The sequence below is a fragment of the Streptomyces sp. NRRL S-244 genome (genome assembly GCF_000717915.1).
GTDB lineage: Bacteria > Actinomycetota > Actinomycetes > Streptomycetales > Streptomycetaceae > Streptomyces.
The window spans coordinates 124,935-146,653 of the sequence record NZ_JOCX01000015.1 but is presented as its reverse complement, the minus strand read 5'-3'; the positions used below and the strand labels follow the sequence as shown (position 1 = coordinate 146,653).

Sequence of the window (21,719 nt, the reverse complement as noted above, 5' to 3'; positions counted from 1 at the left end):
CGGCTACGCCCCTGCCGCCGCGGTCGTACCCGCCGGCGCGGAACCGCGCAGGAAGCCGCGGCTCGGCAGGACGCACACGACGTAGCAGAGGGTGCCCGCGGTCCCGGTCGCGAGGAGCGCGAGGACCCCGTCGCCCAGGAGCCGCTCCAGGCCCAGGACCACGGCGGCCATCACGGCGCCGCCGAGGAACGGCCAGGCGCAGGCCCGGGCCACGGTCCGCAAGGCCACGCCGCCGCGGTGCAGCGCGTACAGGAACACCGGCACCACGACCGCACAGGCGACCAGGACGTGGCCTTGGGCCACCCCCACGATCCCGCCCGCGCCCGCGCCGAGCACCAGGGCCGGGACGAGGACGACGAGCCAGAGTCCCTGCACCCCGATGAGGGAGCGGCGCCGGCCGATGGCCACCAGGCAGTCGTACGCCAGCTCGCAGCCGATCCGTACGAGCCCCAGCGCCATCAGCCAGGGCAGCGCGGCGGCCGCGGGCAGCCAGCGGTCTCCGTAGACGAGCCCCACGATCGGCGCGGCCAGGGCGGCCAGCAGCACGCACAGCGGGACGGTGCCCGTCATCACCACGCCCAGGGCGCGCCCGAAACCGCCGGCCAGCGCCCCCGGCGAATCGGCCAGCCGGGAGAACCCGGCGAAGGAGACGCGGCGGGCCGCCTCGGAGATGATCCGTACGGGCCATCCGGAGATGTTGAAGGCGAGCACGTAGAAGCCGAGGGCCAGCTGGTCCAGGGCCGAACCCACCACCATGGTGTCCACGTTGACCACGCCGAGGGCCAGCATGCTGGCCCCGGCGAGCGGGAGCCCGAAGCGGAGCAGCGCCTTCGCCTGCTCGCGGTCCCAGCCGAACCTCAGGGTGCCGGGCGCGGCGAGGCAGCATCCGAGGAGGGCGGCCGCGTTGCCGGCCACGGAGCCCCAGGCGAAGCTCATCGCGCCCCACCCCTGGACGGCCAGCAGCAGGGTGACAGCGGTGCTGAGGACGAAGTTGACGCCGTCGATGGCCATCCGCTTGCCCTGCGCGAACTCCCGGGTGAGGAACCCGGCGGGCACCTGCGACAGACCGTCCAGGACCACGCACACGCACATCACCCGCAGGATCCCCGAAGCCTCGGGCGAGCCGAGCACCCGGGCCACGGCGGGAGCCGCCGTGAACAGGACGGCGTACAGCAGGCAGCTGGAGGTGGCGCTCAGCGTGAGCACGGTCGGGGCGAAGCGGCGCGGATCGCCCTCCCAGCGCACGATGGCGAGGGAGACGCCGAGCTCGTTCGCGGAGAGCAGCACCAGCAGCACCGTCTGGGCGATCCCGTACACGCCCCAGGCCTCGGGACCGAGGAAGAAGCGGGCGAGGATGATGCCGGTGACGAAATTGCCGAGGCGCATGACCACGGTGTTGACCAGGCTCCACCGGGCGGCGGAGCCGACCTTGCGTCCCAGCGAGGGCGCCTCGGGCGGGGGCTCGGCCGGAGCCTGGACACCGGCGTCGGTCCCGGTCACGGCGAGGCTCCGGCCGATGCCCGGGCGGTACGGGAGTCGCTCGCCCCGGGTTCGCCGGCCTCGGACTCGGCGTTCTCGGCCGGAGCGGGCCGGTGCCGGCCCGGCTTGTCCGGCCTGCGGCGCCGCGCCTCCACGAAGAACGTGGCCACCAGGCTCAGTACGAAGCCCAGCGCCCCCGCCATGATCAGGTACTGGAGCCGGGTCTTGGTCTGCGCCTCCGGCTTCTGGGGCGGGACGATCGTGGCCATGCGGATCATGGCCTCGGGCGTCACCGACTGCTGGGACTGGAACTCCTGGAGCCGCTTCTCGGCGTACGCGGTGAAGACCTGGTCCGACTGGAGGACGGCGGCCGGTTCGGTTCCGGTGACGCTCAGCCACATGAAGGGCCCCTGCGCGTTGTCGGCGATCTTCGCCTCGTACTCCCCGGTGACGCCCTGGGCCTTGAGGTCGGCCCGGGAGTCGTCGGAGTTGAGGTTGCGGGCCAGGCCGTCGGCCATGCCGGTGAGCGAGGCCTGGGTGCTCAGGAAGGGGTTGCCGTCGAAGGCCACCGTGGCCTTCTTCGAGTTCAGGAGCGTCACCGTGCTCTGTGACCGGTACTCCACCGGGACCAGCAGGTACACGCCTGCGATGAGTGCGGCCGTGAGCAGCAGTCCGGGCAGCAGCACGTACCAGCGCCTGCGCATGACCCGCCAGATCTCCGCGAGATCCATGGTCTTCCCCCTCGCGGCGGCGTCGTGTCGTCCACGCGCCGCCGCTCTCTTCATGTGCGGATTACGGTTCTTGCTCTTCTTCGGTTTATGCGGTGCTGCGGTGGTGCGGCGCCGCCGGTCCTACGGGACGAGATCGGTGGGCCGCGGCCGCGTGCCCGCCGTCCCGCCCTCCAGCAGGACCTGCGCGATGCGCTCGCTCGCGCGGCCGTCCCAGAGCTCGGGGCAGCGCGGCGCGGGCGGATCGTCGAGCACCCGGTTCACGGTGGCCGTGATGCGCTCCGGGTCGGTGCCCGCCAGTACGTTGGTGCCCTCCTCGACGGTGATCGGCCGCTCGGTGTTCTCCCGCAGCGTCACGCAGGGCACGCCGAGGGCGGTGGTCTCCTCCTGGATGCCGCCCGAGTCGGTCAGCACCACCCGGGCGGAGTCCTGCAGCGCGATGAAGTCCAGGTATCCGGCGGCCGGGACCATCCGGATGCCGCCCGGGACTCCGATCTCGGCCAGCCGCTCGGCCGCCCGCGGGTGCACGGGCAGCAGGAGCGGGCAGCGGTCGGCGATCTCGCCCAGTGCCTTCAGCAGACCGCGCAGGGCCGCGGGATCGTCCACATTGGCCGGCCGGTGCAGGGTGACCAGGCCGTACCCGCCCCGGGTGAGCCCGTGGCGGTCCAGGACGTCGGAGGCCCTGGCCCGCTCCAGGTTGGCGAGCAGGGTGTCGATCATGACGTTGCCGACGACGTGGATCTGGTCCTCCCGGTACCCCTCCGCCCGCAGGTTCACGGCCGCGTCGGGGGAGGGGGCCAGCAGGTAGTCGCTGACGCGGTCGGTGGCGACCCGGTTCACCTCCTCCGGCATGCTCCAGTCCCGGCTGCGCAGGCCCGCCTCGACATGGGCCAGCAGCGGGCCGGCCTTGGCGGTGACCAGGGCGCAGGCCAGCGTGGAGTTGATGTCGCCGACCACCACCACCGCGTCCGGGGCCAGTTCGTCCACCAGCGGCTCGAAGGCCGCCATCACCCGGCCGGTCTGCTGGGCGTGCGTACCGGACCCGGCGCCCAGGTACCGGTCGGGCGGACGGATGCCCAGGTCGCGGAAGAAGACGTCGTTCATGGACTCGTCGTAGTGCTGGCCGGTGTGGACGAGGACCACCTCGGCGCCGCGGCGCTCCAGTGCGTCCATCACCGGTTTGATCTTCATGTAGTTGGGCCGTGCTCCGGCCACGCAGATGATCCTGGGCATGCTGTCAGAGCACCTCCACGGTGGGTCCCGACAGCCGGTTGCGGCAGTCGAGTACGAACGAGGCGTGCTCGGTCACCATCGCGTAGTCGAAGGAATCGTGGTCGGTGAGCAGGACGACCACGTCGGCCGCGGCCAGCTCCTTGCGGGTCGGCTCCACCCGCACGAGACGGGAGTCGACCTTGAGGCCCTCCACCACGTGGGGGTCGGCCGCGCGCACCTTGGCGCCCATGTCCAGGAGCAGCTGGGAGATGCGCACCGCGGGCGATTCGCGGGCGTCGCCGGTGTTCTTCTTGTACGCCAGCCCCAGCAGCAGGATCTTCGATCCGTTGACGGACCGGCGCTTGGTGTTGAGCGCGTCCATGACGCGGCGCGCCACGTACTCGGGCATGTGGCTGTTGATGTCGTTGGCCAGCTCGACGAAGCGGAAGCTCTGGCCGAGCTCGCGCTGGACCCGCCAGGACAGGTACGACGGGTCGATCGGCAGGCAGTGGCCGCCGACCCCGGGGCCCGGGGTGAACTTCATGAAGCCGAACGGCTTGCTGGACGCCGCCTCGATGGCCTGCCACACGTCGATGTCGAGGTGGCGGGCGAACATGGCTATCTCGTTGACCAGGGCGATGTTCACGTGCCGGAAGGTGTTCTCCAGCAGCTTCGCCAGCTCGGCCTCCTTGGGCGAGCTCACCGGCACCGTCTTGTCGACGAGGTCGGCGTAGAAGGTCTCGACGGCCTTGAGCGAGCGGGCGTCCACGCCCGAGACGACCTTGGGCGTCTGCTGGAAGCCCCAGACGGTGTTGCCGGGGTCGATGCGCTCGGGGCTGTAGCCGAGGTGGAAGTCGGCCCCGGCGGTGAGGCCCGAACCGTCCTCCAGGATCGGCCCGAACAGCTCCTCGGTGGTGCCCGGGTAGGTGGTGGATTCGAGGATCACGGTCGCGCCGGGCCGCAGGAAGCGGGCCAGCGTGTGCGCCGACTCCTCGATGTAGCGCAGGTCGGGGGCACCGTCCTGTAACGGGGTCGGGACGGTGACGACCGCGACGTCGAAGCCGCCGCAGTCGCGCGCGAGTTCACTGGGCTGGTACGAGCCGCGCTCCAGCGCCCGGGTCAGCCGCTCGGAGGAGACGTCCTCCACGTACGACTCGCCGGCGGCGAGGCTCTTGACCCGCCGGGCGTCCACGTCGTACCCGATCACTTGGTGTCCGACCTCGGCGGCCCTGATGGCCAGCGGGAGGCCGACGTATCCCTGTCCCACGACGACGACGCGCATCAGTGACTCCTGTTCGCGGAACCGGCAGACGATGTGGCGGGCGGTAGAGCGGACGGCGTACGGCGGATGAGCTCCCGGACCGTCATGAGGAGGAACGCGGTGTTGGTGGTGAGGTAGCGCTTGCCGAGGCGGCGCGGCTCCTGGAGGGCGCGGTAGAACCATTCGAGGCCCATGCGCTGCCAGACCGCGGGGGCCCGCTTGGTGATGCCGGCCAGGATGTCGAAGGAGCCGCCGACGCCGTGCACGACGTGGGCGCCGGTGCGCTTGCCGTGGCCGGCGGTGAAGATCTCCTTCTTGGGCGAGGTCATGCCGAGGAAGAGCAGCTGTGCCCCGCTCTGCGCGACGGCGTCGGCGATCGCCGGCTGGTCGGCGTCGTCGAAGTAGCCGTTGCGGCTGCCGGCCACGCGCAGCGCCGGGAAGCGCTCCGCGATCCGGCCGAGCATCAGCTCCAGTACGTCCTGCCGGGCACCGAGCAGGTAGACGGGCACCCCGGCGGTCTCGGCGGCGGCCAGCAGCCGCATGAACAGGTCGATCCCCGCGACCCGCTCGGGCAGCCGGACTCCGAGGACGCGGCCGGCCCACACCACGGCCTGGCCGTCGGCGAGGACGAGGTCGCAGCCGGAGACCGCCGCCGCGAGGCGGGGGTCGCGCCGCATGTTGACCAGCTTGGCGGCGTTGACCATGCCGATCTCGATCTGTTCGCCGCGCTGCACCGCGTCGAGGCAGCGCTGCACGGTCTCGTCCATGGTCAGGGCGTCGAGCGTGACCCCGAAGAGGGTGTGGCGGGACGGCCGGCCCTGGCGGTCGTGCCGTGCGGTCATCTCTCCAGCCCCCCGAGCCAGGCGTGGAGCAGCCAGCCGAACTCGTACGGCCTGCACTCGCGGTCGATCACGTCGGGGCGGAAGACCCGGTCGAGCGGGGCCAGCCGGGCCTGCGGGGCCACCTTGGTGGTGAGCCCGCGGGCCGCGCGGACGGCCTTGGCGGGGTCCCCGCGGTAGACCTTGCGCCAGGTGACCCCGTACTTCTCGACGATCATGGGCTCGCGCGGGGTGCCGTCGGGCCCGCTGATCTCGGGCACGTCCGTCATCCAGCGCAGCCCCCGGCGGATGGCGGCGCCGAAGTCGGTGCCGCCCGCCTCGGCGAGGTCGAACAGCGCGGTCGGCGCCATGGCGTGCTGGTGCACGCTGTAGACGGGGTAGCCCTCCACCACGCCGCCCGTGCGGGCGTCGTAGTGCCACCACCACTGTCCGCCGTCCCCCTGGAGCTCGCAGATCCGGGCGGCGCAGGCGTCGGCGGCCGCGAGGGCCTCCGGGTCCGGGCCGCTCGCGTGCAGCCGGGCCAGCGCCTGGAGCGGATAGGTCTGGTCGGCGAAGCAGGCCACGTGCGAGCGGTATCCGGGGACCAGCCCCGGACCGGTGGCGTGCGGGAACAGCGGGCCGCCGGGCGCCCTGGCCGCCAGCAGCCGGTCGCGGGCGACCGCCAGCCGGTCCTCCACGTCCGCCGCGGTACGGGCCGCGGCGAGGGCGGAGAGCACCCAGGCCGCCTCGACCGTGTACTGCGGACGTCCGGGGACGTCCAGTACGGCCACCCGCGCCAGGGCGTCCGCCAGCTTCGGGTGGCCGGTCTCGGCGGCCGCCCAGGCGATGAGCGCCGCGTCGCCGAGGTTCGTCACCGCCGGCAGCCGCTCCACCAGCAGACCCGCGTACTCCTCGACGCCGTGTCCGCCGAACAGGGCGCGCTGGCGGTCCTCGGGCAGGAACCGTGCCCCCAGCGCGGTGATGGCCGCGTACCGGGTGCTGGTCCCGCGTGCCTCCATCCGGCGGACGCCGTCGGAGGTGACCCTGCCCGCCCGGGTGAACACGAAGGTGTCGGCGCCCGGCAGGTACATCTCGGGCAGTCCCGCCTCGGCCAGCGCGAGCAGCCGCTCGGCGAGCGCGTGCAGCGACGGGTCCTCGTGGGCCAATGCTCCTAATCGAGCTGCTCGTGTTGCGGTCACCGGGTCCCCACCCCGGCTTCCCGTGTGCTGCGCGCACTTCGTATGTCCGAGCTGTACGGCTCCAACACACCTACCCCCTCTGATCGCTCCTCGGACAGACCCGGCGGTCGTCGTTCGGCGGAGGGAACTGCGCATGACGGCGCACGTGCCGGCGGTGTGATTCCCCCCGATGGCACGAACCGTCCGAGGCCGCCCACTGGATCCCCCCAGCGATGCCCCGGACCGGAGCACGCGCGAACGGCAGCGCCGGGCGGGCGCGTTGCGCGCCGTCCGTCGTCACTTGGTCCGCGATGCCCTCGTCGTGTACAACCCCCCACTGAACAAAGCCTGTTGCCTGCTCAGATCCCGTGTACAGGGACAAGGTATGCCCAAGGATGTTCGTTGATTGCGGTTTTGCGGAAATGCCATTGACCTAAATTGCCGACGTACCGTCAGGTCAGTTCGGCCAGGGTTCCGTCCTTCTCCTCGTGCAGTGCGCCGGTGCGCGGGCACTCCCACACGCCCGGCTCGCCCTCGCGCTCCACCAGGCGGACCCCGGCCCGGCCCACCCAGCCGATGCGGCGCGCCGGTACCCCTGCGACCAGTGCGAAGTCCGGTACGTCCCGGGACACGACCGCGCCGGCCGCGACCAGCGCCCACCGCCCGATCCGCACCCCGGCCACGCACACCGACCGGGCCCCCAGCGAGGCCCCCTCGGCCACCACGACACCGGCGGCCTCCCAGTCGCCGCCGCGCTTCTGCCGGCCGTCGGGGTCGACGGCCCGCGGGTAGAAATCGTTGGTGAGCACGGCGGCCGGGCCGATGAACACTCCGTCGCCGAGTTCGGCGGGCTCGTAGACGAGCGCGTAGTTCTGGAGTTTCACGCTGTCGCCGATCTTCACGCCGGGCCCCACGTACGCCCCGCGTCCGACGATGCAGTCGCGCCCGAGCCGCGCATCCTCCCGTACCTGCGCCAGATCCCAGATCGTGGTCCCGTCCCCGAGTTCGGCGCTCTCGTCGACCTGGGAGGAGGGTTGGATGCGGACACTCACGAAGCGGTCCCCTTAGGTTTCGAGGTGTGGCGTACGACGTACGGAGGGAGCATATGCACGGCGTGACCGACCCACCCCGGAGTTCAACCGACTGTTCATGCAGCGGACTTGGGGCTCATCGGTCCCCGGGTCGGTGGACGGCGAGGGTGCCGTACGCCGACAGGGCCGCGGCCGGATCGCCCCGGCCGTCGCGCAGGGCGGCGTCGAGGAAGGCCAGGCTCGCGGCGGCGGTGATGCGCGGGCCTTCCGTCCGGTCCAGGGAGCCGACGAGCGAGGGGAGGGGCGGCAGGTACAACGGGGCGTCGGTGAAGGTGAGGTGGGCGGTTCCGGGGACGGTGAGCCGGTAGGTCGTCGCGCTGCTGAGGCCGAGGACGCGGGTGAGGTGTGGGAGGTAGTCCGGGTCGGTGTCCGGGCCGATGGCCTGGGTGAGCGCGAGCACCGGCTGACGGAAGGGCTGCGGGGACGGATCGTGGGGGAAGCCGTCGAGATCGATGACGGCGGCGAACCCGGGGTCCTGGCGGGCGGCTTGGAGGGCGGCCCCGCCGCCGAGGGAGTGGCCGGACGCCGCGACGCGGGCGGTGTCGAGGTGCCCGGTGAGCGGGCCGGCGATCTCCCCGCTGTCGATGCGGCCCAACTGGGCCCGCACGAAGCTCAGATCGGCGGCGCGGACCGCGGTCCACGCGGCCGCCCGCTTCTCGTCCTCGGCGTCGTCGCCCGTCGCTGAGACCTTCGTACGGATCGTGCGGCCGTCGGCGAGCACGACCGCGGAGGAGTCGTAGGGGTGGTCGAGGCCGACGACGACGTAGCCGTGGGCGGCCAACTCCTCGGCCCAGGCCGTGTTCTGGGTACGGACCCCGCCCAGGCCGGGGGAGAACAGCACGACGGGGAACCGTTCGGTGTTGCCGTTTCCGCCCGCGCCGTCCGCCGCGGGGACGTCGAAGGCGGCGTGCGTGCGGGCGCGCGGGAGGCCGTCCAGCAGGAACCCGGGAAGACCGGAGTAGTCCGCGAGGGCGTTGGAGACCACCCGCGCCTCGGGTTCCGTACGGCCGAGGTACGGGGCGCGGGGAGCGCCCGCGGGCGGCTTCCGTGCGGGGTACCAGAACTGGGCGACGACCGTACGCCGGTCGTCGGGCGCGGCGGTGGCGGTCTCGGGGCGCTCCGGGTCGGTCAGCTCCATGACGCCGGTGCCGACCGCGAACCGGCCCGTCGGTTCGGGGAACACCGGCGTGGGCAGGGCCCAGAGAGCCGCCGGGCCCGCGACGACCAGGGCGAGGCACACCGCCGACCCCGGCAGAGCCAGCCACCACGGAGCCCTGCGCGGCGCGCGCCGCAGGAGGGGCGACAGGGCGAACGGCAGGGCAGCGGCCGCGCCGGCCAGCACCGGCACCATCTGCCAGCGCAGCCCGAGTACGCCGAGCACGGCCCCGGACAGAACGACGACGGCCGCCGCGCCGAAGGTGACCGGCCGGCGGGGGCGGGGAGGGAGCCACCGCACCAGTACGAGCGCGAAGGCGCCCAGTACGAGGAGGGCTTCCCAGGGGGACATCTGCACGTGCGTGTTCATCACATTCACCTCGCCATGGTCCGAGGCCCGCCCGGTCCGCGGCGTCCCCCTCAGGTCTGGTGGACCCTGCGACCCGAGTCGCACCCGCTGCGTGCGGCAGCCCGCAAAACACCTGGCAGATCCGGCCGGTGGGGGGTTATGGTCATCGCGATGATCACTCAGACCGCTCACGGAATGGGGGTCCCGTCCGCGCAAGGTGAGTGCTGATGCTCACTCCCGCCGCCGACGGCTCCTCCCGTCTCTCCCTCTGGCTGCGCGTGCGCGAGTTCGCCGTGCCGCCCTCCATGATCGCGACCGCCACCGCCCGCCGCCTTGCCGGGGACTGGGCCGGGGCGTGCGCCGCCGCAGGCATCGACCTCGACTTCGGCCTGCGTTCCGCGGCGCGCACCCACGGGCGCGAACTCGCCGCCCGACTCCGCGCCGATCTCCGCCACTTGGCTCCCGACCTGCTGCGCTGGCACATGCCCCGGATCGCCCCCGACGGACTGCTGCGACCGGGCCTGACCCTCACCCTGGCCCGGTACGGCCGGGCCGGGGGCGCGGATCCGGTACACCTCGTGGCCCGGACCCCGCCGGCGTGGGCCGATGCCGGTCAGCGGATCAGCCTCGCGCTGTGGGACGGGTCCCGCGCCGGGCCCGGCGCCCGCCGGCATCCGCATCCCCACCCCGACCCCCGCTTCCGCCTCGACCTGCACCGCCACCTCTGGGACGCGCGGCAGGCCGATGGGCTCCGCATCCGATCCGGCGCAGATCTCCCCTCAAGGGAGTGCGATCCGCCGGGACTTGTGCCTCAGGGGCTTCGCTGTGCCGTGGACCGCTGGGCGGCCGAGGCGGCGATCCTGCTCGACGCCGAGGGGCTTTCCACCCGTACCGTCAGCGTGCGGCTCGGGTCCCGGCGCCGGCTGGACCTGGAGCTCGTGGGGGAGGGCGACGGCCGGCCGTCCGCCGTGCGGATCTCGGCAGCCGCCACCGGTTCCGGCGCCCCCGCGCCGCCGGTCCTGCCCGACGCGGCGACCTGGGTCCTGCCCGACCTGGACCTGCTCCGCACCGGGGCGATCGAGCCCGGACGACTCCACCCGCTCGTCGCCTCGGCGCTCGTACCGGACCACGCGCCGCCCGGTCCGTCCGGGACCGCGGACCGGGCGGAGCAGCCTCACCTCGTCGAATGCAGGGGCTCTCAGCACCGGATCGGCCTGGTCGACGGGGTACTGGCCCCGCTCGACCACGATCCGGCCGAGATCCGGCGGGAGGAACTGCTGGTCGCCCTGACCGGGACCCCGCTGCCCTGCCTCCAGGCGATCGACCAGGCGCACCGCCGGCCGGACTGCCTGGCCGGCGTACGCGAACGCCTCGACCACGGCGACACCGCCGGCGCGCTCGCCGCCGTCGAGCGGCTGCTCGGCCCCGACGCGGTGCTGCGCGACGGAGCCCTCCGGGACGAACTGGAGGCGGCCGCGCGGCGCCGGATCACGTACGGGCTGTTCAGGGCGGACCTGACCGGCCCCCGGCCCAGACCCAAGCCCGGCGATCTGCTCCCGGGCATCCGCCCTGCGCGCGAGCGCCGCTCGCGCCCCCGCCGCTGACCCGGCGCACACCACGAACCCCAAAGGTGACCAAACATGCCCGCATACACCCCGTTTGCCGTGACGGACGCCCCTTCCCCCGTCCCGGACACCCCCTCCGACCCGGCGCCCGCCACCCAGCTCGACGTCGCCGGCGCACTGCTGTCCCTGCTGCGCGACGCCACCACCGAGCCGCGCCACGACACCCAACTGGAGGCCCTGACCCTGGCCGTGGCCGCGGACCTGCCCGTACTCCTGTGGGGCGAGCCGGGCATCGGCAAGACCGCGGCGCTGACCCAGCTCGCGGCCTCCCTGGACCTGCCGCTGACCACGGTGATCGCCAGCGTGCACGAACCGTCCGACTTCTCGGGCCTGCCGATCATCGGAGACGACCCCGCGCAGCACGGTGTTCCGATGGCCCCGCCGGACTGGGCCGTACGCCTGGTACGGGCCGGCCGGGGGCTGCTGTTCCTGGACGAGCTGTCCACCGCGCCGCCGGCCGTACAAGCCGCCCTGCTCCGCCTCGTGCTCGAACGGCGGATCGGCGCGCTCCAACTGCCGCCCGGCGTACGGATCGTGGCCGCGGCGAACCCGCGCTCCTCGGCCGCCGACGGCTGGGAGCTGAGCCCGCCGCTGGCCAACCGGTTCGTCCACCTCCAATGGACCCACGACCACGACGTCGTCGTACGGGGTCTCGGCGGGACGTGGCCCCGGGCCACGCTGCCGCGCCTCGACCCTTCCGCGCTGCCGCAGGCCGTGGAGCACGCCCGCCGCGCCGTGTGCGGACTGCTCGCCGCACGCCCCGGGCTCGTACACCGGCTCCCCACCGGTGAAACCCGCCGGGGCGGCCCCTGGCCGTCGCCGCGGAGCTGGGAGATGACCCTGCACCTGATCGCCTTCGCCACCGCGGCCGGCTCCTCCCGCGACGTGCTCTCCCTGCTGGTCAGGGGCACGGTGGGGGACGGTCCCGGGCTGGAGCTGCTGGCGGGTCTGGACCGGATGGAGCTCCCGGACCCCGAGGAGCTGCTCGCCGATCCGGCCGCCGCCGCTCTGCCCGAGCGGGGCGATCTGCGGCAAGCGGTGCTCGACGGCGTGGTCGAGGCGGTCCGGGGGCGTCCGGAGAAGGCGCGCTGGGACGCGGCCTGGGCGCTGCTGGTCCGGGCGCTGGAGACGGGCGCCCCGGACCTGGTCGTCGTACCGGCGACCGCGCTCGCCGCGCTGCGCCGCGAGGAGTGGGACGTACCGGAGGCGATCGAGCGGCTCGCCGGTGTCGTGACCCTGTCCCGGCGGGCGGACCGGGCGACGGCCCGCGCCGCGGCGGCCACGAACGGCACGCGATGAGCGGAGCTCCGGGGACATTGGACCGCGACAAGCTGTTCGCCGCCCGGCTGCACGCCGCCCGCGTCCGGCCGTACCTCGCGACCGCGCTGTTCGCCCTGCACACGGTGGAGTCGCGCCGGGTGCCGACGATGGCCGTCGACCGGCACTGGCGGTGCTACGTATCGCCGTCGTTCGTGGACCGTACGCCGGAGGAGGAACTGGCCGCCGTATGGGTGCACGAGGTGTCGCACCTGCTGCGCGACCACCACGGGCGCGGCGACCGGGTCGCGAGGGAGCGCGGGCTGCACGGCCCGGCGGAGCGGCTGCGGATGAACATCGCGGCCGACTTCGAGATCAACGACGACGTGTACGGCGACGGGCTGGTCCGGCCCGAGGGCGCCGTCCAGCCGGCCGCCGTCGGCCTGCCCGAGGGGCAGCTCATGGAGGACTACCTGCGGCAGTTCGGGCTCGGACCGGCGACGCAGCACATGGCGTGGCTGGACTGCGGCAGCGGCGCCGACGGGCTGGAACGGGAGTGGGACCTCGGGGAGGACGGCGCGCACGGGCTCGGCGAGCAGGAACGGGACGCGGTGCGGTTCCGGGTGGCGCAGGGCATCACCGGCCGTCCCGGCAGCGCCCCGAGCGGGTGGAAGCGGTGGGCGGAGGAGGCCTTCCACCCGCCGCAGGCGTGGCGGGAGTTGCTGGGGGCGGCGGTCCGCTCGGCGGCCACCGGCTCCGGCGCGGGCGAGGACTACACGTACGGCCGCCCCGCGCGGCGCTCGGCCGGGGTGCCGGGCGCGGTGCTGCCGAGCCTGCGGCGCAGACCGCCCCGGGTCTGCGTGGTCATCGACACCTCGGCGTCGGTCAGCGACGCGGAACTGGGCAGCGCGCTGCTGGAGGTCGCCGCGATCTCCCGTGCGGTGGGCGGCCGCCGGGACCTGGTCACGGTGGTGCCGTGCGACGCGGCGGCCCGGATCGCCCACCCGCTGTGCCGCGCCGAGGGCATCCCGCTGGTGGGCGGCGGCGGTACGGATCTGCGTACGGGCTTCGCGAAGGCCCTGCGGTCGGGGGCGCGGCCGGACGTCATCGTGGTGCTGACCGACGGCCAGACGGCGTGGCCCACCACCCGTCCCCCGTGCCGCACGGTGATCGGCCTGTTCGCCCGGCAGCGCTCGTGGAACGAGGACGACCCCGACTACGTCCCGGACACGCCGCCCGCCTGGGCCCGCGTGGTCGACATCGGCTGAGGCGGGCCGGGAAAAGTGATGTGCGGATCCGGCATCCGGTTGACAGGCTGGAGGCATGGACCACCAGCACGCATCCGCACCCGGCCCCTCCGACGGGACCGCCGCACCCCTCGACACGCCCCTCACCGCGGACCTCCTGCGCGGCGCGCTCGACCTGGAGAGCACCGGGCACGGCCTGCTCCCGCACCGGCTCCCCGCGTGGGCCCGCGCGCAGAACACCGACGGGCAACTGGCGATGGCGCAGGCACAACCCTCCGGCGTACGGCTGGTGTTCCGCACCCGGGCCACCGTCATCGAACTCGACACGCTGCGCACCAAGATGGCCTACGTGGGCGCCCCGCCCCGTCCCGATGGCGTGTACGACCTGCTCGTCGACGGCCGCCTCGCCGCGCAGGCCGGTGTGACCGGCGGCAACGTCCGTACGGTCGACATGAGCACCGGGTCCGTGGAGACCCGGCCCGGCCCGGTCGGCACCGTCCGGTTCGGCCCTCTGCCCGACCGCCCGAAGGACGTCGAGATCTGGCTTCCGTACAACGAGCTCACCGAGCTCGTCGCGCTGCGCACCGACGCCCCCGTCGAGCCCGTACCGCACGGCGGCCGCCGGGTATGGCTGCACCACGGCAGCTCGGTCAGCCACGGCTCGGACGCCGCCGGCCCCTCCACCACCTGGCCGGCGCTGGCCGCCTCCCTCGGCGGTGTGGACCTGGTCAACCTGGGATTCGGCGGCAGCGCCCTGCTCGACCCGTTCGTCGCCCGGGCCATGCGGGACACCCCGGCGGACCTGGTCAGCGTCAAGATCGGCATCAACCTGGTCAACCACGACCTGATGCGGCTGCGCGCCTTCACCCCGGCCGTGCACGGCTTCCTCGACACCCTCCGCGACGGGCACCCCACCGCGCCCCTGCTGGTCGTCTCGTCCGTCCTGTGCCCCATCCACGAGGACACCCCCGGCCCCACGGCCCCGGACTTCAGCACCCTCGGCGAGGGCAGGCTCCGGTTCCGCGCGGCGGGCGATCCGGCGGAGCGCGCCGCCGGAAAGCTGACGCTGGGCGTCATCCGGGACGAACTGGCCCGCATCGTCAAGCAGCGAGCCGCCGAGGACCCGAACCTCCACTACCTGGACGGCCGCGAACTGTACGGGGAGGCGGACTTCACCGAACTGCCGCTCCCCGACCAGCTCCACCCGGACGCCGCCTCCCACCTCCGCATCGGCGCCCGCTTCGCCGAACGGGCCTTCGGCGCGAACGGCCCCTTCGCCCTGTAACGCGTCCCCCGGCCCGGCGGGGCCGTTCCCGTGCGGGCAGCCGTCCGGCCCGGACGGCTGCCCGCCGCCGTGCGTCAGGGCGAGGGGCTGACCTGCACCGTGGTGAGGGTGCCCCCGGAGGCCTCCTTCACCACCGCGATCCGCGTCCCGGTGTCCGGTACCTTCACGCCCACCTGTGGCAGGTCGGCGTTCCAGTAGCCGCCCCGCCGGTCGTCGAAGACCGGGACCCCGGGCCGGGACGGGATCAGCACCGGCACGCCCGCCTTGTGCAGCACGATCTCGTCGCTCGGGCGCGTCGAGAACGTCGCGTCGAAGGTCTGCGCCCGCGCGTTGAGCAGGGTGCCGTCGGCGTTGCGCAGCGGCTCCGGACGCGCGTCGACGGGGAGGAGCAGGCCCGCGCCCGGGTGTGCCTTGGTGGTGTTGTCGCTGTACGCCGTGTCCCAGAGCCAGATGAGCACGCCCTGCTGGTACGGGTAGAACTCCACCGTGTCGTTCCCGGCACCGAAGTTGTACGGCCCGCTCTTGAGGTAGGCCCCGTAGCCGGTGTAGCGCCGGTTCTCGACCAGGTAGGCGCGCGGGTGCTCGGCGGAGCCCGTACGGCCCTGCGTACGCGACCACTTCAGCGCGTTCCAGCCGTTGGCTCCCGCCTCGGCGCCGTCGCGCAGCAGCTCCCGCTCACCCGCCGTGATCCGTATGTCGTCGAAGGCGACCCCCTTGCCGTGGGTGTTGCCGTCCGAGGTCACCCGCAGCCGCAGTTGGACGGAGCGTCCCGCGAACTGGTCGAGCGGTACGGCGAGTTCGGCCCAGCCGCCCGACGTTCCGGAGATCCCCTTCGCCGGGATCGCCGCGCCGCCGACCGTGCCCGGCAGGGGGGACCACGCGGTGCCGCCGTCCGTCGACGCCTCCACGGTCAGGAAGTCGAAGTCCTGCTCGACGTCGTACCAGACGCGGGCGTCGAGCCGGGCGGTCTGCCCCGCGGCGCCCGTCAGGTCGACCGTCCGGGTCAGGGTGTTGTCCATCAGGTCGCCGGTGCCGCTCCACCACTGGCTGCCGCCCTCGTACGGGTCGATCAGGTCGGTACGCGTCACCGATGGCGGCAGGTGCACCAACAGGGCCTGTGGATCCTCGGTGTTGTAGCCGGAGACCCCGAGCACCGCGCGCGTCTTGCGGCCCGCGTCGGCCTCCGTGTACTCCAGCCAGCCCAGTTGCAGCTTGCTCCAGGGATCGAGGTCGCCGGGGTAGTCCCCGGTGGTGTTCCGCCCCTTGCCGAGGTAGGAGGCCGTGGACATCAGCGACCAGAAGTTGACGCTGTTGTCCCCGTCGGAGCTGTACAGGTCGGGCAGCCCCAGATCGTGCCCGAACTCGTGGGCGAAGAGCCCGACTCCGCTGTTCTCACCACCCGTCAGATAGTCCCCGGCCCAGATGCCGGAGTCCCCGACCGGGACGCCGCCCGCCTTGTTGCCCGCGGGCCCCGCGCTGCCGGCCTGGTCCCAGTACGCGAACCAGCGGTGCGCCCACACGGCGTCCTTGCCCTGGTCTCCGCCGCCCCAGGTCTGGTCCTTGCCCGCGTGGACGACGACGAGGTGGTCGAGGTAGCCGTCCGGCTCGTCGAAGTTGCCGTCGTGGTCCGCGTCGTAGCGGTCCCATACGTCGTACTCGGCCAGCTGGGCCTTGATCTCCTCCGGCGTACGGCCCTTGGCGCGCTCGGTGTGGTACCAGGCGTTGGTGGCATCGCGTACGAGGTCCCAGTTGGTGCGGCACTGGCCGGGCTCGGAGCAGTTGTCCGTCCCGTACCGGGCCTCGTTCCACGGCAGCCGCACCCAGTCGCTGACCTGGCCGTCCATGTCGTAGCGGCCGGAGGACTGGAGGCGGTAGTAATTGCGCAGCGTGACGGCACTGGGGTCGGTGCCGAAGAACTGCTGCTGGTAGTAGGCCTGATCGAAGTCCTTGCGCCACAGCGTGTGGTTGTCGGTCTTCGCCGGCTTGCCGATCGTGTTGTGGCGGGGGCCGGGAGTGCCGCCGAAGCGCGGCTTGCCCTCGAACTCGGTGGTGTTGTCCACCTGGTCGCCGAACTCGGCCAGGATCACGAAGATCTTGTCCTTGCGCTCCTGCGCGAGTTCGACGTACCGCTTGCCGACCGCGGCCTTGCGGGGGAGCGTGCCATCGGCCTCGGCCGCGGTGGTGCCGGCGGCGACGCCTTCGAGGGCCTGGCGGCGCAGGCTCTGGCGCTGGACCTCGAGCGGCGCGGACGGCGGGGCGGGGGAGAGCTCGGGGGCCTGCTGCGCCGCGGGGGGCGGGGCGGCGGGTGCGGCGAGCGCGGGGGTGGCGAGGAGGGCGAGGGATATCGCCGCTACCACCGCTGGGAGTCTGCGCAACGTGAGCGACCTTTCGGGGAGTTGGGTCGAAGCGCAGGTAATATTTCACATGTCACAGGTGACGGCTAGGGTGTTGTCGGCACATATGAGTTCGCCGCGGCGGGCGCCGGAAAGGCGCCCACCGCGGCGAATCGTTGCCGGGCCGGCTCGCGGCCCCCGTCAGGTCAGCCGTCGATGCGGTGCTGGGTCCAGAACGAGGTCAGGTCCGTGGTCGTGGCGGCCTGCGCGGCGGCCTTGAACTCGGCGGTCGTGGAGACCCCGTACCAGTGCGAAGTGGCGTAGCCCTTCAGCAGGTTGGCCATGGCCGTGTCGCCGAGGACGCGCCGCAGGTCGTGCAGGGCGCACTTGCCGTAGCCGTAGACGACGGTGGAGTAGCGGGAGGAGTGGGCGTCCCAGTAGCCCATGGAGTTGGTGATCTTCTCGGCGGACGAGGCCCACGAGACGCTGCTCCAGCAGTTGGCGCCCGTCTTGTTCAGGGCCAGGTCGGTGGCGTAGTCGGTGAAGGCCTCGTCGAGCCACGGGCTGGTGTACTCGTCGTCGCCGACGATCCCGTACCACCACTGGTGGCCGATCTCGTGGGTGAGCGCCGTGGTGCTGACCAGGTCGAGGACGAATCCCGGGTATTCCATCCCGCCGAACCAGTAGTTGTTGTCGATGACGGCGTCCAGTTCGCCGTACGGGTAGGCGCCGAACCGCGCCGAGTGCGCGTCCACGGCGGACTTGGCGGTGGTCAGCATCGACTGCGAGTCGGCCGAACTGATGCCGGACACGGAGTAGATGTTGATCGGGGTGCCGGCGGCGGAGGTGCCGGAGATCTTGCTGAACGGGCCGGCCGCCCAGGCGAAGTCACGGACCTTGGTCGCGGTGGCCGTGGTGACCGTACGCCCGCTGGTGCCGGGGGTGTCCGCCGAGGCGCCGGTGGCCGGGACGAGCAGGGTGCTCGGGTGGTCGAGGGCCACGCGGAAGTCGGAGGCCAGCGAGTAGAAGGACTCTCCGTTGTTGGTGTACGGGTCCAGGTGCCAGCCCGCTCCGTCCCTGACCGCGAGGACGGGCAGGGCGTTGCCGAGCATGCTGAAGGCGCCGTCGTAGCCGAAGCGGTCGGCGCCGCTGGGCACGGTGATGCCCAGGTCGAAGCCGATCGTGGCGGTCTGCCCCTGGGTCAGTGGCGCCGGCAGGTCGATCTTGAGGGCGGTGCAGGCGACCGAGAGGGCGCCCGCCGTGCCGCCGGTGACGTTGGTGACCGTGATCGGCATGGCGGAGCAGGTGCCGTGGTAGTTGTCCCACAGCCTCAGGTACACCTCGCTGAGCGGGGTGGGGGAGGCGTTGGTGAAGCTCGCGCTCTCGTGGCCGGTCCAGACGGTGCCGGCGGCGTTGCTGCTGAGGTTGACGGTGTACGAGGGGGCGGCCGGGGTGCGCGTGGAGTCCCCGGGCGGGGTGGTGCCACCGGAGGTGTCGAGCGCGACGTCGTCGACGACGAAGCTCGTCTGGAGGCTGGAGTCCTCGGTGCCGGTGAAGGCGACGCTGACGGTCTGCCCCGCGAAGGCCGACACGTCGAAGGACTTCTGGGTGTAGCCGGTGTTCTTGTCGAGGTTCGAGTACGTCGCCAGCGTGGTGCTGCCGATCTTCGCCGTCAGCTTGTCGTACTTCGTCGAGGTGGTCGTCTCGGCGGTGTCGATGTGCAGCCAGAAGGTGAGGGTGGCGGTGCTGCATCCGGACGGGATCGTGACGCTCTGGGAGAGCGTGTCGGTGTGCGTACGGCCCACACCGTTCAGCCAGGCGAAGGCGGCGCCGCCGTGCGCGGCCTGACCGGCGCGGCTGGTGATGATGCTGGTCTGTGACTGGGTCCACGGCGAAGTGCCGCTCTCGAAGCCGCCGTTGGCGACCGCTTGGCCCGGGGTGCAGGCGGCGGCCGCCGCGGGTGCCCGGTGCGGCGCGGCCGTGGCCGGGGTGATGGACAGTGCTGCGGTGGCCAACGCGGCGAAGGCGGATATGCACGCTGCGAGGGCCTTGTGGGGGGTCGGTCTCACGCGGAACTCCTTTGAGGCGGCCGGATTCCGGCCTGCTCGGTGGCCGCCCGGACGGCTCGGGTGCGCCGGAGGGCGGCCGCGGGCTGTGCGTGTGCCGGAAGAGCCTGGCAGATTTGACCTGGGCATGCCATCAGGGGCGGGTAAAGGTTCGTCCTCCGCCGACGCCCCGGGTGAGCCGCGTCTCACCCGGGCCCTGCGACTTGTCTATGCAACGAGTTGCATAGAAGGATCGGGGGCATGGCGCTCGAACACGCGATCCTCGTCTCGCTGCTGGAGAAGCCGGGGTCGGGCTATGAGCTCGCCCGGCGCTTCGACCGGTCCATCGGCTATTTCTGGACCGCCACCCACCAGCAGATCTACCGCGTCCTCAAGCGCATGGAGACCGACGGCCTGCTCGCCGTCCGCGAGGTGGCCCAGCAGGCCCGGCCGGACAAGAAGGAGTACTCCGTCGCCGACCCCGGCCGCGCCGCGCTCTCGCGGTGGCTGCACGAGCCGATCGAACCCGAGAGCCTCCGCCACGACCTCGCCGTCAAGATCCGCGGCGCGGCCTTCGACGACCCGGCCGCACTGGTCCGCGAGGTCGAACGGCACCGCCGGGCCCACGGCGACCGGCTCGCCCGCTACCTCGCCGGGGAGCTGCGCGACTTCACCGGCCCCGAGGCCCCCGCACCGCTCGACGCCGGCCAGGAGCTACAGCACGTCGTCCTCCGCGGCGGCATCGCGTACGAGCGCATGACGATCGCCTGGCTCGACGACGTACTCGCCACCGTCCACCGGCTCGCCGCGCCCCGCCCGCGCGCCTGAGCCGCCGCCCCCCCCAGCTCGGAACCAGCACCGTCGGAACCAGCACCTTCACCCCTCAACCCTCTCCGGAAGGCGAACCTCCATGGCCGACTCCCTCCTGTTCAACCCGCGCACCTACGACCCGCAGCACTTCGACCCCGAGACCCGCAGGCTGCTGCGCGCCACCGTCGACTGGTTCGAGGCGCGCGGCAAGCGCAAGCTGATCGAGGACTACCGCACCCGCGCCTGGCTCGGCGACTTCCTCGCCTTCTCCGCCAAGGAAGGCCTGTTCGCCACCTTCCTCACCCCGTCCGCCGACGCCGAAGGACAGCCGGACAAGCGCTGGGACACCGCCCGGATCGCCGCCCTCAACGAGATCTTCGGGTTCTACGGCCTCGACTACTGGTACGCCTGGCAGGTGACGATCCTCGGCCTCGGCCCCGTCTGGCAGAGCGACAACGCCGCCGCCCGCGCCCGCGCCGCCGAACTCCTCTCCCAGGGCGAGGTGTTCGCGTTCGGCCTCTCCGAGAAGACCCACGGCGCCGACATCTACTCCACCGACATGCTGCTGGAGCCCGATGGCGAGGGCGGCTTCCGCGCCACCGGCTCCAAGTACTACATCGGCAACGGCAACGCGGCCGGCCTCGTCTCCGTCTTCGGCCGCCGCACCGACGTCGAGGGCCCGGACGGGTACGTCTTCTTCGCCGCCGACAGCCGCCACCCGGCCTACCACCTGGTGAAGAACGTCGTCGACTCCTCCAAGTACGTCAGCGAGTTCCGCCTGGAGGAGTACCCGGTCGGCGCGGACGACGTCCTGCACACCGGCCGCGCCGCCTTCGACGCCGCCCTGAACACCGTCAACGTCGGCAAGTTCAACCTCTGCACCGCCTCGATCGGCATCTGCGAGCACGCGATGTACGAGGCCGTCACCCACGCCCAGAACCGCATCCTCTACGGCCGCCCCGTCACCGCGTTCCCGCACGTGCGCCGCGAGCTGGCGGACGCGTACGTACGCCTCGTCGGGATGAAGCTGTTCAGCGACCGCGCCGTCGACTACTTCCGCACCGCGGGCCCCGACGACCGCCGCTACCTGCTCTTCAACCCGATGACGAAGATGAAGGTGACCACGGAGGGCGAGAAGGTCATCGACCTGATGTGGGACGTCATCGCCGCCAAGGGCTTCGAGAAGGACAACTACTTCGCCCAGGCCGCCGTCGAGATCCGCGGGCTGCCCAAGCTGGAGGGCACGGTCCACGTCAACCTCGCGCTGATCCTCAAGTTCATGCGCAACCACCTGCTGGACCCGGTGGACCACCCCGCCGTGCAGACCCGCCTCGACGCGGCCGACGACGAGTTCCTCTTCCGGCAGGGCCCGGCCCGCGGCCTCGGCGCGGTCCGCTTCCACGACTGGCGCCCCGCGTTCGACGCGTACGCCGCTGTGCCGAACGTCGCCCGGTTCCGCGAACAGGCCGACGCGCTCTGCGAGTTCGTCACCACCGCCGCGCCGGACGAGCAGCAGAGCCGCGACCTCGACCTGCTGCTCGCCGTCGGCCAGCTCTTCGCGCTCGTCGTCCACGGCCAGCTGATCCTGGAGCAGGCACGGCTGACCGGCCTCGACGAGGACGTGCTGGACGAGCTGTTCGCCGTCCTCGTACGGGACTTCTCGGCGCACGCCGTCGAACTCCACGGCAAGGACTCCGCCACCGAGCAGCAGCAGGGCTGGGCTCTCGGCGCGGTCCGGCGCCCGGTCGTCGACGCAGCCCGCTCGGCCCGCGTCTGGGACCGCGTCGAGGCGCTGTCCGGGGCGTATGAGATGGCCCCGTAACGAGCACACCGCAGGAGCCGCCGG

16 protein-coding genes are annotated in these 21,719 nt (G+C 72.7%); 6 read left to right on the top strand and 10 right to left on the bottom strand.

What is annotated here, in order from left to right; translation table 11 throughout:
- Positions 1-3: 3 nt before the first annotated feature.
- The 8 genes from IF02_RS0120230 to IF02_RS0120195 all read right to left on the bottom strand — a co-directional run bounded on the left by IF02_RS0120230 (position 4) and on the right by IF02_RS0120195 (position 9,292).
- A complete protein-coding gene (locus tag IF02_RS0120230) occupies positions 4-1,500 on the bottom strand; it encodes an oligosaccharide flippase family protein (protein ID WP_051696384.1) in 1,497 nt (498 codons plus the stop codon).
- A complete protein-coding gene (locus tag IF02_RS0120225; protein WP_234318273.1) occupies positions 1,497-2,210 on the bottom strand; it encodes a chain length determinant protein in 714 nt (237 codons plus the stop codon). Before IF02_RS0120225 ends, IF02_RS0120230 begins: the two co-directional genes overlap by 4 nt.
- A 120-nt stretch (positions 2,211-2,330) precedes the next feature.
- Positions 2,331-3,440, bottom strand: a complete 1,110-nt coding sequence (gene wecB, locus IF02_RS0120220; RefSeq protein ID WP_030158913.1) for a non-hydrolyzing UDP-N-acetylglucosamine 2-epimerase — start codon at positions 3,438-3,440, stop codon at positions 2,331-2,333.
- A 4-nt stretch (positions 3,441-3,444) separates the two neighbouring features.
- A complete protein-coding gene (locus IF02_RS0120215; RefSeq protein ID WP_030158911.1) occupies positions 3,445-4,701 on the bottom strand; it encodes a nucleotide sugar dehydrogenase in 1,257 nt (418 codons plus the stop codon).
- Positions 4,701-5,522, bottom strand: coding sequence for a WecB/TagA/CpsF family glycosyltransferase (locus IF02_RS0120210; RefSeq protein ID WP_051696383.1), 822 nt, complete (start codon positions 5,520-5,522; stop codon positions 4,701-4,703). The genes IF02_RS0120215 and IF02_RS0120210 overlap by 1 nt, the downstream gene beginning before the upstream one ends.
- Positions 5,519-6,664, bottom strand: a complete 1,146-nt coding sequence (locus IF02_RS0120205) for a hypothetical protein (RefSeq protein ID WP_234318272.1) — start codon at positions 6,662-6,664, stop codon at positions 5,519-5,521. The genes IF02_RS0120210 and IF02_RS0120205 overlap by 4 nt, the downstream gene beginning before the upstream one ends.
- Before the next feature lie 464 nt (positions 6,665-7,128).
- Positions 7,129-7,728, bottom strand: coding sequence for an acyltransferase (locus IF02_RS0120200; RefSeq protein ID WP_030158907.1), 600 nt, complete (start codon positions 7,726-7,728; stop codon positions 7,129-7,131).
- A gap of 115 nt (positions 7,729-7,843) precedes the next feature.
- Positions 7,844-9,292, bottom strand: a complete 1,449-nt coding sequence (locus IF02_RS0120195; protein WP_051696382.1) for an alpha/beta hydrolase family protein — start codon at positions 9,290-9,292, stop codon at positions 7,844-7,846.
- Positions 9,293-9,498: 206 nt separating this feature from the next.
- On the opposite strand from IF02_RS0120195, the gene IF02_RS0120190 reads away from it, so the two are divergent.
- Genes IF02_RS0120190 through IF02_RS0120175 form a run of 4 tightly spaced genes read left to right on the top strand, consistent with a single transcriptional unit; the run spans position 9,499 to position 14,685 of the window.
- Positions 9,499-10,875, top strand: coding sequence for a hypothetical protein (locus IF02_RS0120190; RefSeq protein ID WP_030158905.1), 1,377 nt, complete (start codon positions 9,499-9,501; stop codon positions 10,873-10,875).
- 36 nt (positions 10,876-10,911) lie between these two features.
- Positions 10,912-12,195, top strand: coding sequence for an AAA family ATPase (locus tag IF02_RS0120185; protein ID WP_030158904.1), 1,284 nt, complete (start codon positions 10,912-10,914; stop codon positions 12,193-12,195).
- Complete coding sequence (locus IF02_RS0120180; RefSeq protein ID WP_030158903.1) at positions 12,192-13,421, top strand: DUF2201 family putative metallopeptidase; 1,230 nt, start codon at positions 12,192-12,194, stop codon at positions 13,419-13,421. The genes IF02_RS0120185 and IF02_RS0120180 overlap by 4 nt, the downstream gene beginning before the upstream one ends.
- 55 nt (positions 13,422-13,476) lie before the next feature.
- Positions 13,477-14,685, top strand: coding sequence for a GDSL-type esterase/lipase family protein (locus IF02_RS0120175; RefSeq protein WP_030158902.1), 1,209 nt, complete (start codon positions 13,477-13,479; stop codon positions 14,683-14,685).
- A 74-nt stretch (positions 14,686-14,759) separates the two neighbouring features.
- Here the strand turns inward: IF02_RS0120175 and IF02_RS0120170 are convergent, their stop codons facing one another.
- The gene (locus tag IF02_RS0120170) at positions 14,760-17,042 is read right to left on the bottom strand and encodes an immune inhibitor A domain-containing protein (protein WP_106977320.1); all 2,283 of its coding nucleotides are present in this window, start codon (positions 17,040-17,042) and stop codon (positions 14,760-14,762) included.
- 182 nt (positions 17,043-17,224) lie between these two features.
- Positions 17,225-19,087: a M1 family aminopeptidase gene (locus tag IF02_RS0120165; protein WP_030158899.1), complete on the bottom strand. Its 1,863-nt coding sequence runs from the start codon at positions 19,085-19,087 to the stop codon at positions 17,225-17,227.
- 237 nt (positions 19,088-19,324) lie between these two features.
- On the opposite strand from IF02_RS0120165, the gene IF02_RS0120160 reads away from it, so the two are divergent.
- Together IF02_RS0120160 and IF02_RS0120155 are read left to right on the top strand one after the other, a co-directional pair.
- On the top strand, positions 19,325-19,891 hold the full coding sequence (locus IF02_RS0120160) for a PadR family transcriptional regulator (protein WP_030158897.1): 567 nt from the start codon (positions 19,325-19,327) through the stop codon (positions 19,889-19,891).
- Between the two features lie 82 nt (positions 19,892-19,973).
- A complete protein-coding gene (locus IF02_RS0120155; RefSeq protein ID WP_030158896.1) occupies positions 19,974-21,695 on the top strand; it encodes an acyl-CoA dehydrogenase family protein in 1,722 nt (573 codons plus the stop codon).
- The last annotated feature ends 24 nt before the right edge of the window (positions 21,696-21,719 follow it).

What these genes read in the sequence shown, in the direction of transcription:
- IF02_RS0120225 (WP_234318273.1), bottom strand. Translation starts at nt 2,210, where the DNA reads ATGGATCTCGCGGAGATCTGGCGGGTCATGCGCAGGCGCTGGTACGTG.
- wecB (WP_030158913.1), bottom strand. Translation starts at nt 3,440, where the DNA reads ATGCCCAGGATCATCTGCGTGGCCGGAGCACGGCCCAACTACATGAAG.
- IF02_RS0120215 (WP_030158911.1), bottom strand. Translation starts at nt 4,701, where the DNA reads ATGCGCGTCGTCGTCGTGGGACAGGGATACGTCGGCCTCCCGCTGGCC.
- IF02_RS0120210 (WP_051696383.1), bottom strand. Translation starts at nt 5,522, where the DNA reads ATGACCGCACGGCACGACCGCCAGGGCCGGCCGTCCCGCCACACCCTC.
- IF02_RS0120195 (WP_051696382.1), bottom strand. Translation starts at nt 9,292, where the DNA reads ATGAACACGCACGTGCAGATGTCCCCCTGGGAAGCCCTCCTCGTACTG.
- IF02_RS0120190 (WP_030158905.1), top strand. Translation starts at nt 9,499, where the DNA reads ATGCTCACTCCCGCCGCCGACGGCTCCTCCCGTCTCTCCCTCTGGCTG.
- IF02_RS0120185 (WP_030158904.1), top strand. Translation starts at nt 10,912, where the DNA reads ATGCCCGCATACACCCCGTTTGCCGTGACGGACGCCCCTTCCCCCGTC.
- IF02_RS0120180 (WP_030158903.1), top strand. Translation starts at nt 12,192, where the DNA reads ATGAGCGGAGCTCCGGGGACATTGGACCGCGACAAGCTGTTCGCCGCC.
- IF02_RS0120175 (WP_030158902.1), top strand. Translation starts at nt 13,477, where the DNA reads ATGGACCACCAGCACGCATCCGCACCCGGCCCCTCCGACGGGACCGCC.
- IF02_RS0120160 (WP_030158897.1), top strand. Translation starts at nt 19,325, where the DNA reads ATGGCGCTCGAACACGCGATCCTCGTCTCGCTGCTGGAGAAGCCGGGG.
- IF02_RS0120155 (WP_030158896.1), top strand. Translation starts at nt 19,974, where the DNA reads ATGGCCGACTCCCTCCTGTTCAACCCGCGCACCTACGACCCGCAGCAC.